This window comes from Uliginosibacterium sp. 31-12 (assembly GCF_030548425.1).
GTDB lineage: Bacteria > Pseudomonadota > Gammaproteobacteria > Burkholderiales > Rhodocyclaceae > Uliginosibacterium > Uliginosibacterium aquaticum.
Genome location: NZ_JAUOOA010000002.1, coordinates 64,498 through 78,721 on the forward strand (window position 1 = coordinate 64,498; position 14,224 = coordinate 78,721).

Sequence of the window (14,224 nt, forward strand, 5' to 3'; positions counted from 1 at the left end):
AGCTCAGAGCTTGAAGCGCGCCAGCGAATCCCGCAGATCGTGCGCCACTTCCTGCACCTCGCCCGCCTCCTGGGCAATATCTCGGGTGGCTGCGGTCGCCGAGTCCGCCCGGCAGGACACCCGGTCCACATGACTGGCGATCTCGCCCGTCACCGTACTCTGTTCGCTCAGGGCGCCGGAAATGGCTTCCACCACCTCCCCCACGCTATGCGTCTGGGTGTTGATCTGAGCCATCCGGCTACCGGCCTCACCCGCATGCGCCACACCGGCTTCGACCTTGCCGACCGCCTGCTCGATGGTATCCAGCACACTCTGCTTGGCCGCGCGCATGTCGTCCATCATCTGGTTGATCTCGTTGGTAGCCTTGGTCGTACGTTCGGCCAGCTTGCGCACTTCGTCAGCCACCACGGCAAAGCCGCGCCCCGTTTCACCAGCCCGTGCTGCCTCGATGGCCGCGTTCAGGGCCAGCAAATTGGTCTGGTCGGCGATCTCCTTGATGATGTTGACGACCTGGGCGGCACGCTCGGACTTTTCGCCCAGCTCCTCGACCCGCTCTGCCGCCTGCGAGATCACCCCGGCAATCGCACCCATTTCGCTGACCGAATTCTGCACCACCTGCCCGCCCTCGGCCGCCGCCGTCTGCGAGGCCGCAGCGAGACGCCGCGCTTCCGCCGCCTCTCCGGTAATCATGCTGATCGAGGCGTTCATCTCCTGCATTGCCGTGGCCATGCTCTGGGTAGCTTGCCCCTGCTCGGCCGCATCGCCGGCAATCGCCTGCACCGAGGCATTCAGCCGCGTCACCAGTGCAGCCAAACGACCCGAACCCTGGCTCACGCGCTGCAGCGATTCGCGCAACTGATCCTGCATCGTGGCCACCGCCTGAATCACCGGGCTGGCCTCGCGCCGCGCGGCATCGAAGCGATAGTCGAGGCGGCCGGCGCTGACTTCCAGCGCGAAGCGGGAGACCTCGGCTGCGTCCAGCACCATCGCGCGCAAGCGCAAGGCCACAAAACACAGCACCACGGTTTCCACCACCACATACACCGCATGCAGCACCACCAGCCCGACTGTGCCGGGCTGCGGGAACACATATACGCCCAGCCCGCCGGCCTGCAACCACGAGAACAGCACGTGATGCACCGCAATCAGCCCGGCCGCAAACACCGGCGGCTTCCAGTCGCAGTACAACACCAGAAAGGCCAGCAGCACGAAGATGCCGAAGTGGGCCTCGATCATGCCGCGCGCCTGATGAATCATCAGTCCTGAGAAAATCATGAAGGCCGCCGCCACTGCCAGTCTGGCGATCAGGCCGCCCGGCTCCAAACGGATCAGGGCCAGTGGCACGACGAGGGCCGGCACGCCCAGCAGAAGCGCCGGCAACCAGCTGCCATTGGCCACGGCAAGGCCCAGGCAGACCAGCAGTAACAGGCCCAGCCCCCCAGCCAACAACCCATCGGCCCGGGCCCGAAAAGCCTGCAAGGCCTGTTGCTCGGAATTCTGTGCAGCGGATGGGTTCATGTGAGCGGCTCCTGTGGTTTGCGTACTTCAGCCAGTAGCCACCCTGCACAGGATGCCGCGCAGAGCCGCTTCGTACTCAACATAGAGCAGCCCGCCGAAACTGGCACTGAGCCAAGCGGCTAGCAGGGTCCAACGGGCAGTACGGGTACGCAGCAAGTCGTGCATGACAGTGCGGATGACAAAAGAGGGAGGCCACGCATTTATCGGCAGTGCGGACTCCTCGCTTGAATGCCCAACAGTGCGCGCGCTTCTTGCATAAGCTGAAGATAGGTTCTGCCAAGGAGACTTGCCATGCCCGAGCTGCCCTCCCGCCCGCGCGGCGTGCTGATCGATCTGGCCGGCGTGATTCACGTCGGTGATCGTGCTCTGCCCGGCACCATCAACGCCTTGGCGCGCCTGCGTGCAGCCAAGCTGCCACTGCGTTTTCTCACCAACACCACACGCAGCCCGCGAGCCAGCGTGGTCGGCAAGCTGCAGGCGATGGGCTTGGGCATCGCGCCGGATGAGGTGATGACGGCGGTGCATGCCACGCACCAATATGTACAGCGTCACCACTTGCATCCCTGGCTGCTGATTCACCCGGACATTGCCGCCGAAATGGGCCCCAGCGCCGCCGCACCGGATGCCGTGGTGCTCGGCGATGCGGCCGATGGCTTCAGTTTTGCCGCCATGAACCAGGCCTTCCGCCTGCTCAAACAAGGCCTGCCGCTGATCGCCATGGCCCGCAACCGTTTCTTCCAGGAAACCGACGGACTCACGATTGACATGGGCGCTTTCGTCACTGCCCTGGAATACGCCGCAGACGTACAAGCCACCATCATCGGCAAACCGGCTGCAGCCTTCTTCGAGGCCGCGCTGGGCGAACTGGGCATCGGCGCGCAGGAGGCCGTGATGATCGGTGATGATCTGCGCGACGATGTGCAAGGCGCCCAAGCCTGCGGGCTTGCCGCCATGCTCGTACGGACCGGCAAATACCGGCCAGCCGATGAACAGGCAGCAGGCGAGCGCCCGGCACTCGTCTGCGATGACTTCGCGGCCGCCGTCACGGCCATCCTGGCGCGCGTCTGAACATACGCCCCGGCCCAAGGAGTAAAAAAATATCAAGTTAACCCACTGGCGCTGAAAAATTCATAAGCTGGCCTCGCTTGCATCGCAGCCCATCCAGCTCACATGAACCACGCTTCCGGCGCCCTCCTCGCCCCGCCCGCCGACGCCCTCTTCAATGAAGGGGTGGCTCTGATGATGGCGGGTACCCGTACCCAAGCCGAGGGCTGTTTCCGCCGCGCGATCAGCCTGCAACCGGAATTCTCGCAAGCCTGGGTGAATCTGGGCCTGCTACTCGATCAGGGCGGCGAGGCGACAGAGGCCGAGCACTGTTATCGCCACGCGCTGGAGCTGGGCGAGCGCAGCCCGCAACTGTTCCTGAACTACGGCGCATTGCTGGCAGCCCGCCAGGACTTCGAAGCCGCCATCGCCACCTATCGCGAAGGCATCTCCAGCGACCCGCACACCCCAGCCCTGTGGTCCAACCTCGGCGCACTGCTGGTCAGCCTGCGCCGTGATGCCGAAGCCGAAGCTTGCTTGTACACAGCCCTCGAGCATTCGCCGGACTACCCCAGCGCCCGCTACAACCTGGGCTACCTGCTCCTGCGCCAGGGCAATTTCGACGAAGGCCTCAGCTACTTCGAGGCACGCGACTGGTATGCCGGCCTGGAGAATGTTCTCGGCGACACCCTTGGCATCCGCCGCTGGCAGGGAGAAGCACTGACGGGAAAGTCCATCCTGATCACCTGCGAGGCCGGCCATGGCGACATGATCCAGTTCAGCCGCTATGCGCGCCTGCTCAAGGCACGCGGTGCGGCACGGGTCGAACTGCTATGCCACCCGGGCCTGCAGCGGCTCTTTACCACGCTGGCGGGTATCGATCAGGTGCTGCCCCTCGACCACCCGGTACATCTGGCGAGCTGGGACTTCTGGTGTCCTCCGCTGAGCCTGCCCCGCTACTGCGGCACCAATGCCCGTAGCATCCCGGCCGCCACGCCCTACCTGCATCCGGATGCTGCGGACAAAGCGCGCTGGCAACGCGTGTTGCCCAACGGTGGCCTGCGCATAGGGTTGGTGTGGCGCGGCAATCCGAAATTCGAGAACGACCGCGAACGCTCCCTTCCGCACCTGCTGCATCTCGCGCCGCTGTGGTCAGTCCCCGGCGTGAGCTTCGTGAGCCTGCAGAAAGGCACTGGGGAAGACGAGGCGCATACCGTGCAGACCGCCTGCCCGATCACTCCGCTCGGCCCGCAACTGCGGGACTTTGCTGATACCGCAGCCGTGATCGCAGGGCTCGATCTCGTGATCAGCGTGGATACGGCGGTGGCTCATCTGGCCGGTGCGCTGGGCAAGCCCTGCTGGGTCATGCTGCCGCATTTCAATACCGACTGGCGCTGGCAGCTGGAGCGCGACGACAGCCCCTGGTACCCGGGCATGCGCCTGTTCCGTCAGCCCAGCCATGGCGACTGGCGCAGCGTGGTTGACGCACTGGTCGTCGCGCTGCAGGCCTTGCCTCAACGCCCGTCGCGCTGAGCACTACGCAGCGCCTACGCACTCTGACGTATTCAGCTCCCGAAGCTGACTCCCTAAAGTGGCACCACGCGATCAGGAAACGGTCGCCTGCACACCACCACACACTCAGGGAGCTTTCACATGCAATCTCGTCGCAGCTTCATTAAGATCTCGGCGCTGTCTGCCGCCATGGCCGTCGCCGGCTTTGCCTCCTTCAGCGCCTCGGCCGCTGACACCATCAAGGTGGGCGTGCTGCACTCGCTCTCCGGCACCATGGCCATCTCGGAAACCGTGTTGAAAGACACCGTGCTGATGGCGATTGAAGAGATCAACGCCAAGGGCGGCGTGCTGGGCAAGAAGCTCGAACCGGTCGTCGTCGATCCGGCTTCCAACTGGCCGCTGTTCGCCGAAAAGGCCCGCCAGCTGATCTCCAAGGACAAGGTCGCCGTCACTTTCGGTTGCTGGACTTCCGTCTCCCGCAAATCCGTGCTGCCGGTCTATGAAGAGCTGAACAGCCTGCTCTTCTACCCGGTGCAGTACGAAGGCGAAGAGCTCTCCAAGAACGTGTTCTACACGGGTGCTGCTCCCAACCAGCAAGCCATTCCGGCTGTCGAGTACCTGATGAGCAAGGACGGTGGCGGTGCCAAGCGCTTCGTGCTGCTGGGTACCGACTATGTGTATCCGCGCACCACCAACAAGATCCTGCGCGCCTTCCTGAAGAGCAAGGGCGTGGCCGATGCCGACATCCTGGAGGAATACACCCCCTTCGGTCACAGCGATTACCAGACCATCATCGCCAAGATCAAGAAGTTCTCCTCTGAAGGCAAAAAGACAGCTGTGGTCTCCACCATCAATGGCGACTCAAACGTGCCCTTCTACAAGGAACTGGGCAACCAGGGCCTGAAGGCAACCGACGTGCCGGTGGTGGCTTTCTCGGTGGGTGAAGAAGAACTGCGCGGCGTGGATACCAAGCCGCTGGTCGGCCACCTGGCCGCCTGGAACTACTTCATGAGCATCAAGAACCCGACCAACACGGCCTTCGTGAAGCAGTGGAGCGACTACGCCAAGAAGAACAACATCGCCGGTCACAAGGACAAGCCGCTGACCAATGACCCGATGGAAGCCACCTACATCGGCATCAAGATGTGGGCGCAAGCGGTCGAGAAGGCCAAGAGCACCGACACCGACAAGGTCATCGCTGCGATGGCCGGCCAGACCGTGAAGGCTCCGGGCGGTTTCGTTTCCACCATGGACCCGAAGAACCACCACCTGCACAAGCCGGTGTTCATCGGCGAGATCAAGGCGGATGGTCAGTTCAAGGTCGTGTGGAAGACCCCGGGCCCGGTCAAGGCCCAACCCTGGAGCCCGTTTGTTGAAGGCAACGACAAGAAGAAGGATGAGCCGGAAAAGAAGTAATCCGGTGATCTGAAAGGACAGGGGATGCATGCATCCCCTTCCTCTTCATGCCGGGTGCGCGCAGCGCGCGTGCATCAAGGCAATTCCCTTGCCCTTGCTGCAGCCGGCCTCACCGCCGGACACCCGGGCCACGCGGCCCGCCACGCCTGAATCCTGGATTTTCAAGACCGCCATGACCTTCATGCGCCCTGCCCTTCTTGCCCTGCTGAGCCTGGCTCTCACGCTTGCCAGCCCGCTCAGCCTCGCCAAACCCGCCCCCGAACTGATCCTCCAGCTCGCCACGGGCGACAACGACGCCAAGGTCGCCGCGCTCTATGCAATTGCCGGCAGCGCCGATCCAGAAGCTCTGCCCATTCTCGAAGCCCTGCGCGACGACACGCTCAAATCGCTCGGAGGCAAGCAAGCCATCATTTTTGATGGAGAAACCGCCAGCGATGCCATCAGCGGTGAAAAACTGGCCAAGGTGCCGGATGAACTCGAAGACGTGGTCAGCAATAACCGCGTCACCAATGCACTGGACGGTGCTTTCGCCGCCCTCGCGCTATCCTCAGCCGACCAGAGCGAACGCCTGGAAGCCGTGAAGAAACTGCAGGACTCGGCCAACCCGGCGATCCTGCCCCTGCTGGACAAGGCGCTGGCCACCGAGTCTGACCCGCAGATCGCCAAATTGCTGCGCCTTACCCAGGCTGCCGCCCAGCTGCAACATCCGGACAAGGCCATCCGGCTCGCGGCCATCCAGACCCTCGGTGGCAGCGGTGAGCCGAACGCCAAGGTATTGCTCGGCGCCCTGCTCGAGAAAGAGGGAAGCAGCTATCGTGAAGCCGACGAAGCCCTGCGCGTGGCGGCCCAGCAGGCCATCAACTCGATCAACTCCCACCTCAAGCTGGGTGAAGCCGCAGGCGGCCTGTTCACTGGCCTGTCACTGGGCAGCATCCTGCTGCTCGCCGCGCTGGGCCTCGCGATCACTTACGGCCTGATGGGGGTGATCAACATGGCCCACGGCGAGCTGATCATGATCGGCGCCTACGCCGCCTACGCCGTGCAGAACCTGATCCGCGCCCACGCGCCGGGGCTCTTTGAGTTCTACCCGCTGATCGCCATCCCGGTCTCCTTCTGCGCCTCCGCTCTGGTGGGCGTGGCGATGGAACGTCTGGTAATCCGCCACCTGTATGGCCGTCCGCTGGAGACGCTACTCGCCACCTGGGGCATCAGCCTGATGCTGATCCAGGCTGTGCGCAGCCTCTTCGGCGCGCAGAACGTGATGGTCGAAAACCCGGCCTGGCTCTCCGGCGGTGTGCAGGTCATGAGCAACCTGATCCTGCCTTACAACCGTCTCGCCATCATCGCCTTCGCCGTGCTGGTCGTGATCGGCATGGGCCTGATCCTGAGCCGCACCCGCCTCGGCCTGTTTGTGCGCGCCGTGACCCAGAACCGCCAGATGGCGAGCTGCGTCGGCGTGGCCACCCCGCGTGTCGACACGCTGGCCTTCGGCCTGGGCTCGGGCATCGCCGGCCTCGCCGGTTGTGCGCTGGCGCAGGTCGGCAACGTGGGGCCGGATCTGGGCCAGGGCTACATCATTGATTCCTTCATGGTCGTGGTGCTGGGCGGCGTCGGCCAGCTTGCCGGCACCGTGTATGCCGCACTGGGCCTCGGTGTGCTGAACAAACTGCTGGAAGGCTTCGCCGGCGCAGTGCTCGCCAAGATCGCGGTCCTCGTTTTCATCATCATCTTCATCCAGAAGCGGCCACAGGGGCTGTTCGCGGTGAAGGGCCGGTTTGTCGACAATTGAGCGTGGAGCCACAAGTAATGAACAAGACCCTCACCGCCCGCCTCTTCGGCCCCAAAGCCTGGGCTGCACTGGCCGCCTTTGCCGCCGTCACGCTGATTCTGGTCCCCATCCTCAACCTCGTCGTGCCGGAAACAAGTGCCCTGCACCTCTCCACCTACTGGGTGACGCTGATCGGCAAGATCATGTGCTACGCCATCGTGGCACTGGCCATGGATCTGGTCTGGGGCTACACCGGCATCCTCTCGCTGGGCCACGGCATCTTCTTCGCCCTCGGCGGCTATGGCATGGGCATGTACCTGATGCGCGCCATCGGCCGCGAAGGCAACTACCAGAGCGACCTGCCGGACTTCATGGTCTTCCTGAACTGGAAAGAACTGCCCTGGTACTGGCAAGGCACCGAACACTTCCTGTGGGCCATGCTGCTGGTCGTGCTGGTGCCGGGCCTCTTGGCCTTCATCTTCGGTTACTTTGCCTTCCGCTCGCGGATCAAGGGGGTGTATTTCTCGATCATCACCCAGGCCATGACTTACGCCGCGATGCTGCTCTTCTTCCGCAACGAAACGGGCTTTGGCGGCAACAACGGCTTCACCGATTTCAAGCGCATCCTCGGCTTTCACATCGCAGCACCGGAAACCCGTGTCGTGCTATTCGGGCTGACCGCCGCAGCCTTGATCGGCTTCCTGTTGCTGGGCCGCTTCATCGTCACCAGCAAGCTCGGCCGGGTGCTCGCCGCGATCCGCGATGCCGAGTCGCGCGTCATGTTCTCCGGCTACAACCCCTTGCCCTACAAGCTCTTCATCTGGACGCTCTCGGCCGTAATCTGCGCGATTGCCGGTGCGCTGTATGTGCCGCAGGTGGGCATCATCAATCCCGGTGAAATGAGCCCGGCCAACTCCATCGAGATCGCCATCTGGACGGCCGTAGGCGGGCGCGGCACCCTGATCGGCCCGCTGATCGGCGCCGGCCTCATCAACGGCGTGAAGAGCTGGTTCACCGTGGCCTTCCCCGAAGTGTGGCTCTACTTCCTCGGCCTGATCTTCATCCTCGTCACCCTGTGGCTGCCACGCGGCGTGGTCGGCCAAGTCCAGAGCTATTTCAGCAAGCAGGAGAAGCGCGCATGAACGCCGCCGCGACAACAGAAAAGAAACCCGGCCTGCCGATCTCCGGCGCCGAGAGCGCCTTCGACCGCGCAGTAGGCCTTGAGCGCCCGGTTGATTCGAGCCAGCTCGATACCACGCACGGCGTGATCCTCTACCTCGAAGGCATCACCGTGTCCTTCGATGGTTTCAAGGCCATCAACAACCTGAATCTCGCCATCGACAAGGGTGAGCTGCGCTCCATCATCGGCCCCAACGGTGCCGGCAAGACCACCATGATGGATGTGATCACCGGCAAGACGCGCCCTAGCGCCGGCACCGCCTACTTCGGCCAGACCATCGATCTGACCAAGCTGAACGAAGCACAGATCGCCCACGCCGGCATCGGCCGCAAGTTCCAGAAGCCCACCGTATTCGAAGAGCTGAGCGTGTTCGAGAACCTCGAACTCGCCATGAAGACCGACAAGGGCATCTGGTCCAGCCTGTTCTTCAAGCTCAGCGGCGAGGCCCGCAGCAAGATCGAACAGAAGCTGGAGCTCATCCGCCTCAAGGATCAGGCCCATCGCCCGGCTGGTCTACTCTCACACGGCCAGAAGCAGTGGCTGGAAATCGGCATGCTGCTGATGCAGGAACCGCTCCTGCTGTTGCTAGACGAGCCTGCGGCGGGCATGACCGATGAAGAAACCGAGCGCAGCGGCGAGCTGTTCCTGGAGCTGGCCGGCGACTACACCCTGGTGGTGGTGGAGCACGACATGGATTTCATCAAGCAGATCTCCGCTCGCAACGGCAAGGTCACCTGCCTGCACGAAGGCAGCGTGCTGGCCGAAGGCTCGCTGGAGCAGGTGCAGAACGATGAACGCGTGATTGAGGTGTATCTCGGCCGCTAGCCGGGATATGTAGGGTGCGCATTGCGCACCGCATGGATGGTGCGCAATGCGCACCCTACGGAATGAATATGCTGACCATCGAAAACCTCAACCAGTACTACGGCGGCAGCCACACCCTGCGCGGCGTTTCGCTTTCGCTCAAGCAAGGCGAAGTCACCACTCTGCTGGGCCGCAATGGCGTGGGCAAAACCACCCTGCTCAAATGCCTGATGGGTCTGTTGCCCGTGGCCAAAGGCTCGGTATCTTTTGATGGCCGCGACATTACCCGGCTGGCTGCCTACAATCGCGCAGCGCTGGGCATGGCCTATGTACCGCAGGGACGCGAAATCTTCCCGCGCCTCACGGTAGAAGAGAACCTGCTGATGGGCCTCGCCAATGGCAAGGCCTCACGTGGCATTCCCGGCTACATCTACGAGATGTTTCCGGTCCTGAAAGACATGCTCAAACGCCGGGGCGGCGACCTCTCCGGCGGCCAGCAACAACAGCTTGCCATCGGCCGCGCACTCACCATGCGCCCTAAAGTTCTGATCCTCGATGAGCCCACCGAGGGCATCCAGCCCTCGATCATCAAGGATATCGGTGCCGCCATCCGCAAGCTGGCCGAAGGCGGTGAAATGGCCATCCTGCTGGTCGAACAGTATTACGACTTTGCGGAATCACTCGCGGACCAGTACGCCGTCATGGCGCGTGGCGAAATCGTCAAGGCCGGCCCTGGCAGCGAGATGCAAGCGGAGAATGTGAAGAGTCTGGTCGCCATCTAACTCAACGCCCGACTCTAGTGCATCATCACGCACCAAACGCGTGCTGATGCACTAAAAACAAGCTTCAAACCTGTCTGCGTAATGCCGGGAGCCGTTTCCCGGCATGGCACCGCTCTTGCTATGCACCGGGATAGGATTTTGAACCTGAACTCAAGTGAACGCCCCTGCTGATCCGACACACCCGCCCCCCTTCACCCAACCCCTAGGCTGGCAGGCTTCGCTCGCCTTGCGCGTGGAGAACCGGACGGGGCGCAGCGTGCTCGCCCGTAATCAGCATTACGGCCCGCTGCGCGTGCAGAAAGCGCTCTACCCGGAAGGCGATCCTGTCTGCCAGATCCTGATGCTGCACCCGCCGGCAGGTATCGCCGGCGGTGACCAGTTGCAGATCGAAGTCGAAGTCGCCGCCGATGCCCACGCCCAGCTCACCACGCCCGGTGCCGGCAAGTGGTACAAGGCACGTGGAGCGGATCAGGCGCTCGCGACGCAGGACATTACCCTGAACATAGCCGCTGGCGGCAAGCTGGAGTGGCTACCGCAAGAAGTTATCCTCTTCGACCAGGCGCAGGCGCGTGCCAGCACCCTCATCAGCCTCGCCGAAGGCGCCCGCGCCATCGGCTGGGACATCCTGTGCCTGGGCCGCCAGGCCAGCGGCGAAGACTTCAGGACCGGCTCATTCCGTCAGCGCCTGCGCCTGCAGCGCCCGGACGGCACACCGCTCTGGCAGGAAGCCATGCATCTGCAAGGCTCGGACTGCGCCATGCGCTCGCCTGTCGGACTCAATAACAACCGGGTTTTCGGCACGCTGTGGCTGGCTGGCATTACGCCGGATGCTACGCTCACCGAATCGCTGCGCACGCTCGCCATCAGCGCCGGAACATATGGGCTATCCGCCCTGCCACAAGTCACGATCGTTCGCGCCATGGCAGACTCTGCCGAAGCGATCCGCCAGTATTTTGAAGCAGTCTGGGCCATCGCCCGGCCGCATGTATTGCAACGCGAGGCAGTATCGCCCCGCATCTGGAAAACCTGATGCCATCCCGGAAACGCCTCGCGCCTGTCGACTTCGCCTTGCCGTGGCCCAGGCACTGCCTGCGGCTCGTCTTCGCGACCGGAACGTTTCCGAAATGGCATGAAATTTAGGAGAAACAATGGAACTCACCCCCCGCGAAAAAGACAAGCTGTTGATCTTCACCGCCGGCCTGCTTGCTGAACGTCGCAAGGCGCGTGGCTTGAAGCTCAACTATCCGGAGGCCGTAGCTTTCATCAGCGCAGCAATCATGGAAGGCGCCCGCGACGGACGCAGTGTTGCCGAGCTGATGAGCTATGGCACGACGCTGCTCGCCCGCGATGACGTGATGGACGGGATCGCCGAGATGATCCCCGAGATCCAGGTTGAAGCCACATTTCCTGACGGCACCAAGCTCGTCACCGTCCACCACCCGATCATCTGACGCACATGAATAAATCTACTGCGCACGCCAATCCCGAAGTTCCAGTGCTCAAGGTACTTACGTACGCCTCCGCGCCTCACTTCGGCCTTGTCGCGCTCGCTACGATTTCTTCACGCGCTTAATCCCTCAAGGAGTCCACCATGAAACGCGCTCTGATTGCCCTCGCCGCTCTGCTCCCCGCCTTCGCCTTTGCCCATGCCGGTGGCGATCATGTCCACGGCTCGGCACTGTTTGCCGGCCTCTCGCACCCCTTCACCGGCCTGGATCACATGGCTGCGATGATCATGGTCGGCGTATGGAGCATGCTGGCATTCCGCCACAACACACGTGCAGCCCTCATCACACCAGCGGCCTTTGCAGGCGTGCTGCTGATCGGCGGCCTCTTGGCCTTCGCAGGCGTACAGGTGTCCGGCGTCGAACCGATGATTGCCGCTTCCCTGCTGGTGCTGGGCCTGCTGGTCGGCCTGCAGGTGAAGCTGCCCGCCATCGTTGGCGCTGCGATAGCCGGCGCTTTCGCCCTCTTCCACGGCCTCGCCCACGGCGCCGAGCTTCCGGCTCAGCAAGCGCTGGCCGCGCTCTCCGGTATGGTCTTCAGCACTCTGGTGCTGCATGTCTTCGGCATGCTGCTGACCCGCTTCGCACTGGAACGCAGTGTGTGGTTGCCGCGTCTGTGTGGCGCAGCCGTCGCCCTGTTCGGCTTCACCCTGCTGGCGGCCTGAGGAGCACGTGATGATCCCCGGAGAACTGCTTGTCGAAGATGGCGAACACGAACTCAATGTCGGCCGCCGTACGCACTCGCTCAGCGTAGCGAACACCGGCGACCGACCCATCCAGGTCGGCTCGCATTACCACTTTGCCGAAACCAATGCGGCGCTCAGCTTTGATCGCGCCGCTGCACACGGCATGCGCCTGAACATCGCCAGCGGCACGGCCGTGCGTTTCGAGCCGGGCCAGAGCCGCACCGTGGAGCTGGTTGATTACGCGGGCGAACGCAAGGTGTATGGCTTCCGCGGCCTCGTGCAAGGAGCACTCTGAGATGGCAAAGATTTCCCGCCGCGCCTACGCGGAAATGTTCGGCCCCACCGTCGGTGATCGCCTGCGTCTAGCCGATACCGATCTGATCATCGAGGTCGAAAAAGACTTCACCATCCTCGGCGAGGAAGTGAAGTTCGGCGGCGGCAAGGTGATCCGCGACGGCATGGGCCAGAGCCAGCTGCCCGCCGCCGAGGTGGCCGACACCGTGATCACCAATGCACTGATCATCGACCACTGGGGCATCGTCAAGGCCGACATCGGCATCAAGAACGGCTACATCTGTGGCATCGGCAAGGCCGGCAATCCGGACGTGCAGCCGGGCGTAACCATCGCCATTGGCGCGGCCACTGAAGTGATCGCCGGCGAAGGCCAGATCATCACCGCCGGCGGCATCGATACCCACATCCACTTCATCTGCCCGCAACAGATCGACGAAGCGCTCATGAGCGGCGTGACCACCATGATCGGCGGCGGCACCGGCCCGGCCACCGGCACTTTTGCCACCACCTGCACGCCCGGCCCTTGGCACATCGCGCGCATGCTGCAGGCAGCCGACGCCTTCCCGATGAATCTGGGTTTTCTCGGCAAGGGCAACGTCAGCCTGCCGGGGCCACTGCGTGAGCAGGTCGAAGCCGGCGCCATCGGCCTCAAGCTGCATGAGGACTGGGGCACGACCCCGCAGGCCATCGACACCTGTCTGGGCGTGGCCGAAGAGCTGGATGTGCAAGTCGCCATCCACTCCGACACCCTCAACGAATCCGGCTTCGTCGAAGACACCGCCGCCGCCTTCAAGGGCCGCACCATCCACACCTTCCACACCGAAGGTGCGGGCGGCGGCCATGCGCCGGACATCGTCAAGCTCGCCGGCATGAAGAACGTGCTGCCTAGCTCCACCAACCCGACGCGACCCTACACGGTGAACACCATCGACGAGCATCTGGACATGCTGATGGTCTGCCACCACCTCGATGCTTCGATTGCCGAAGACGTGGCCTTTGCCGAGTCGCGCATCCGCCGCGAGACCATCGCCGCCGAAGACATCCTGCACGACATCGGCGCCCTGTCGATGTTCTCATCCGACTCGCAGGCCATGGGCCGCGTGGGCGAAGTAATCATCCGCACCTGGCAGACCGCGCACAAGATGAAGCAGCAGCGCGGCGCCCTACCCGGCGACGGAGCGAAGAATGACAACTTCCGCGCCAGGCGCTACATCGCCAAATACACCATCAACCCGGCCATCGCCCACGGCATCAGCCATGTGGTCGGCTCGGTCGAAGTCGGCAAGTTCGCCGATCTGGTCGTCTGGCGCCCGGCCTTCTTCGGCGTGAAGCCTTCCACCATCATCAAGGGTGGCATGATCGCAGCGGCGGCGATGGGCGATGCGAATGCATCGATCCCCACCCCGCAGCCGGTGCACTACCGCCCCATGTTCGGCAGCTTCGGGGGCGGCCTGAAAACCTCGCTGACCTTCGTGTCGCAAGCCGCGCTGGACAAAGGCACCCTCAAGGATCTGGGCCTCGCCAAGCCACTCGTGGCAGTGAAGAACATCCGGGGTGTGACCAAGGCCGACATGATCCACAACGACTGGTGCGGTGAAATCACGGTTGATGCCGAGACCTACGAGGTCCATGCCGATGGCGAATTGCTGACTTGCGAACCAGCAACCAGCCTGCCGATGGCACAGCGCTACTTCTTGTTCTGACGCGGATAATGT

Annotated in this window: 14 protein-coding genes; 12 read left to right on the forward strand and 2 right to left on the reverse strand. The window is 63.3% G+C overall.

Annotated elements, in window-relative coordinates; translation table 11 throughout:
- Positions 1 to 3: 3 nt before the first annotated feature.
- On the reverse strand, positions 4 to 1,518 hold the full coding sequence (locus tag Q3Y64_RS05540) for a methyl-accepting chemotaxis protein (RefSeq protein WP_303560412.1): 1,515 nt from the start codon (positions 1,516 to 1,518) through the stop codon (positions 4 to 6).
- Positions 1,519 to 1,545: 27 nt separating this feature from the next.
- Positions 1,546 to 1,683, reverse strand: a complete 138-nt coding sequence (locus Q3Y64_RS05545) for a hypothetical protein (RefSeq protein WP_303560413.1) — start codon at positions 1,681 to 1,683, stop codon at positions 1,546 to 1,548.
- Positions 1,684 to 1,809: 126 nt separating this feature from the next.
- On the opposite strand from Q3Y64_RS05545, the gene Q3Y64_RS05550 reads away from it, so the two are divergent.
- From Q3Y64_RS05550 to ureC, 12 genes are all read left to right on the forward strand, one after another.
- Complete coding sequence (locus tag Q3Y64_RS05550; protein ID WP_303560414.1) at positions 1,810 to 2,586, forward strand: TIGR01458 family HAD-type hydrolase; 777 nt, start codon at positions 1,810 to 1,812, stop codon at positions 2,584 to 2,586.
- A 102-nt stretch (positions 2,587 to 2,688) separates the two neighbouring features.
- Positions 2,689 to 4,095 (forward strand): tetratricopeptide repeat protein, encoded by a 1,407-nt coding sequence (locus Q3Y64_RS05555; protein ID WP_101941271.1) that lies wholly within the window; start codon positions 2,689 to 2,691, stop codon positions 4,093 to 4,095.
- Between the two features lie 120 nt (positions 4,096 to 4,215).
- A complete protein-coding gene (urtA, locus tag Q3Y64_RS05560) occupies positions 4,216 to 5,490 on the forward strand; it encodes an urea ABC transporter substrate-binding protein (RefSeq protein WP_101941272.1) in 1,275 nt (424 codons plus the stop codon).
- Positions 5,491 to 5,518: 28 nt separating this feature from the next.
- Complete coding sequence (urtB, locus tag Q3Y64_RS05565) at positions 5,519 to 7,279, forward strand: urea ABC transporter permease subunit UrtB (RefSeq protein ID WP_303560415.1); 1,761 nt, start codon at positions 5,519 to 5,521, stop codon at positions 7,277 to 7,279.
- Between the two features lie 17 nt (positions 7,280 to 7,296).
- Complete coding sequence (gene urtC, locus Q3Y64_RS05570) at positions 7,297 to 8,400, forward strand: urea ABC transporter permease subunit UrtC (protein WP_303560416.1); 1,104 nt, start codon at positions 7,297 to 7,299, stop codon at positions 8,398 to 8,400.
- On the forward strand, positions 8,397 to 9,263 hold the full coding sequence (gene urtD / locus Q3Y64_RS05575; protein WP_303560417.1) for an urea ABC transporter ATP-binding protein UrtD: 867 nt from the start codon (positions 8,397 to 8,399) through the stop codon (positions 9,261 to 9,263). The genes urtC and urtD overlap by 4 nt, the downstream gene beginning before the upstream one ends.
- A gap of 68 nt (positions 9,264 to 9,331) precedes the next feature.
- The gene (urtE, locus tag Q3Y64_RS05580; protein ID WP_101941275.1) at positions 9,332 to 10,024 is read left to right on the forward strand and encodes an urea ABC transporter ATP-binding subunit UrtE; all 693 of its coding nucleotides are present in this window, start codon (positions 9,332 to 9,334) and stop codon (positions 10,022 to 10,024) included.
- A 154-nt stretch (positions 10,025 to 10,178) separates the two neighbouring features.
- The gene (locus tag Q3Y64_RS05585) at positions 10,179 to 11,054 is read left to right on the forward strand and encodes an urease accessory protein UreD (RefSeq protein WP_303560418.1); all 876 of its coding nucleotides are present in this window, start codon (positions 10,179 to 10,181) and stop codon (positions 11,052 to 11,054) included.
- A 118-nt stretch (positions 11,055 to 11,172) separates the two neighbouring features.
- Complete coding sequence (gene ureA / locus Q3Y64_RS05590; protein WP_101941277.1) at positions 11,173 to 11,475, forward strand: urease subunit gamma; 303 nt, start codon at positions 11,173 to 11,175, stop codon at positions 11,473 to 11,475.
- 140 nt (positions 11,476 to 11,615) lie between these two features.
- Entirely contained in the window at positions 11,616 to 12,194 is a 579-nt protein-coding gene (locus Q3Y64_RS05595) for a HupE/UreJ family protein (RefSeq protein WP_101941278.1), read from the forward strand.
- A 10-nt stretch (positions 12,195 to 12,204) separates the two neighbouring features.
- Positions 12,205 to 12,510: an urease subunit beta gene (locus Q3Y64_RS05600; RefSeq protein ID WP_101941279.1), complete on the forward strand. Its 306-nt coding sequence runs from the start codon at positions 12,205 to 12,207 to the stop codon at positions 12,508 to 12,510.
- Position 12,511: 1 nt separating this feature from the next.
- Positions 12,512 to 14,212 (forward strand): urease subunit alpha, encoded by a 1,701-nt coding sequence (gene ureC, locus Q3Y64_RS05605; RefSeq protein ID WP_303560419.1) that lies wholly within the window; start codon positions 12,512 to 12,514, stop codon positions 14,210 to 14,212.
- Positions 14,213 to 14,224 lie beyond the last annotated feature (12 nt).

What these genes read in the sequence shown, in the direction of transcription:
- Q3Y64_RS05550 (WP_303560414.1), top strand. Translation starts at nt 1,810, where the DNA reads ATGCCCGAGCTGCCCTCCCGCCCGCGCGGCGTGCTGATCGATCTGGCC.
- urtD (WP_303560417.1), top strand. Translation starts at nt 8,397, where the DNA reads ATGAACGCCGCCGCGACAACAGAAAAGAAACCCGGCCTGCCGATCTCC.
- Q3Y64_RS05555 (WP_101941271.1), top strand. Translation starts at nt 2,689, where the DNA reads ATGAACCACGCTTCCGGCGCCCTCCTCGCCCCGCCCGCCGACGCCCTC.
- urtB (WP_303560415.1), top strand. Translation starts at nt 5,519, where the DNA reads ATGCATCCCCTTCCTCTTCATGCCGGGTGCGCGCAGCGCGCGTGCATC.
- Q3Y64_RS05545 (WP_303560413.1), bottom strand. Translation starts at nt 1,683, where the DNA reads ATGCACGACTTGCTGCGTACCCGTACTGCCCGTTGGACCCTGCTAGCC.
- urtA (WP_101941272.1), top strand. Translation starts at nt 4,216, where the DNA reads ATGCAATCTCGTCGCAGCTTCATTAAGATCTCGGCGCTGTCTGCCGCC.
- ureC (WP_303560419.1), top strand. Translation starts at nt 12,512, where the DNA reads ATGGCAAAGATTTCCCGCCGCGCCTACGCGGAAATGTTCGGCCCCACC.
- ureA (WP_101941277.1), top strand. Translation starts at nt 11,173, where the DNA reads ATGGAACTCACCCCCCGCGAAAAAGACAAGCTGTTGATCTTCACCGCC.
- Q3Y64_RS05540 (WP_303560412.1), bottom strand. Translation starts at nt 1,518, where the DNA reads ATGAACCCATCCGCTGCACAGAATTCCGAGCAACAGGCCTTGCAGGCT.
- Q3Y64_RS05600 (WP_101941279.1), top strand. Translation starts at nt 12,205, where the DNA reads ATGATCCCCGGAGAACTGCTTGTCGAAGATGGCGAACACGAACTCAAT.
- Q3Y64_RS05595 (WP_101941278.1), top strand. Translation starts at nt 11,616, where the DNA reads ATGAAACGCGCTCTGATTGCCCTCGCCGCTCTGCTCCCCGCCTTCGCC.
- urtC (WP_303560416.1), top strand. Translation starts at nt 7,297, where the DNA reads ATGAACAAGACCCTCACCGCCCGCCTCTTCGGCCCCAAAGCCTGGGCT.
- urtE (WP_101941275.1), top strand. Translation starts at nt 9,332, where the DNA reads ATGCTGACCATCGAAAACCTCAACCAGTACTACGGCGGCAGCCACACC.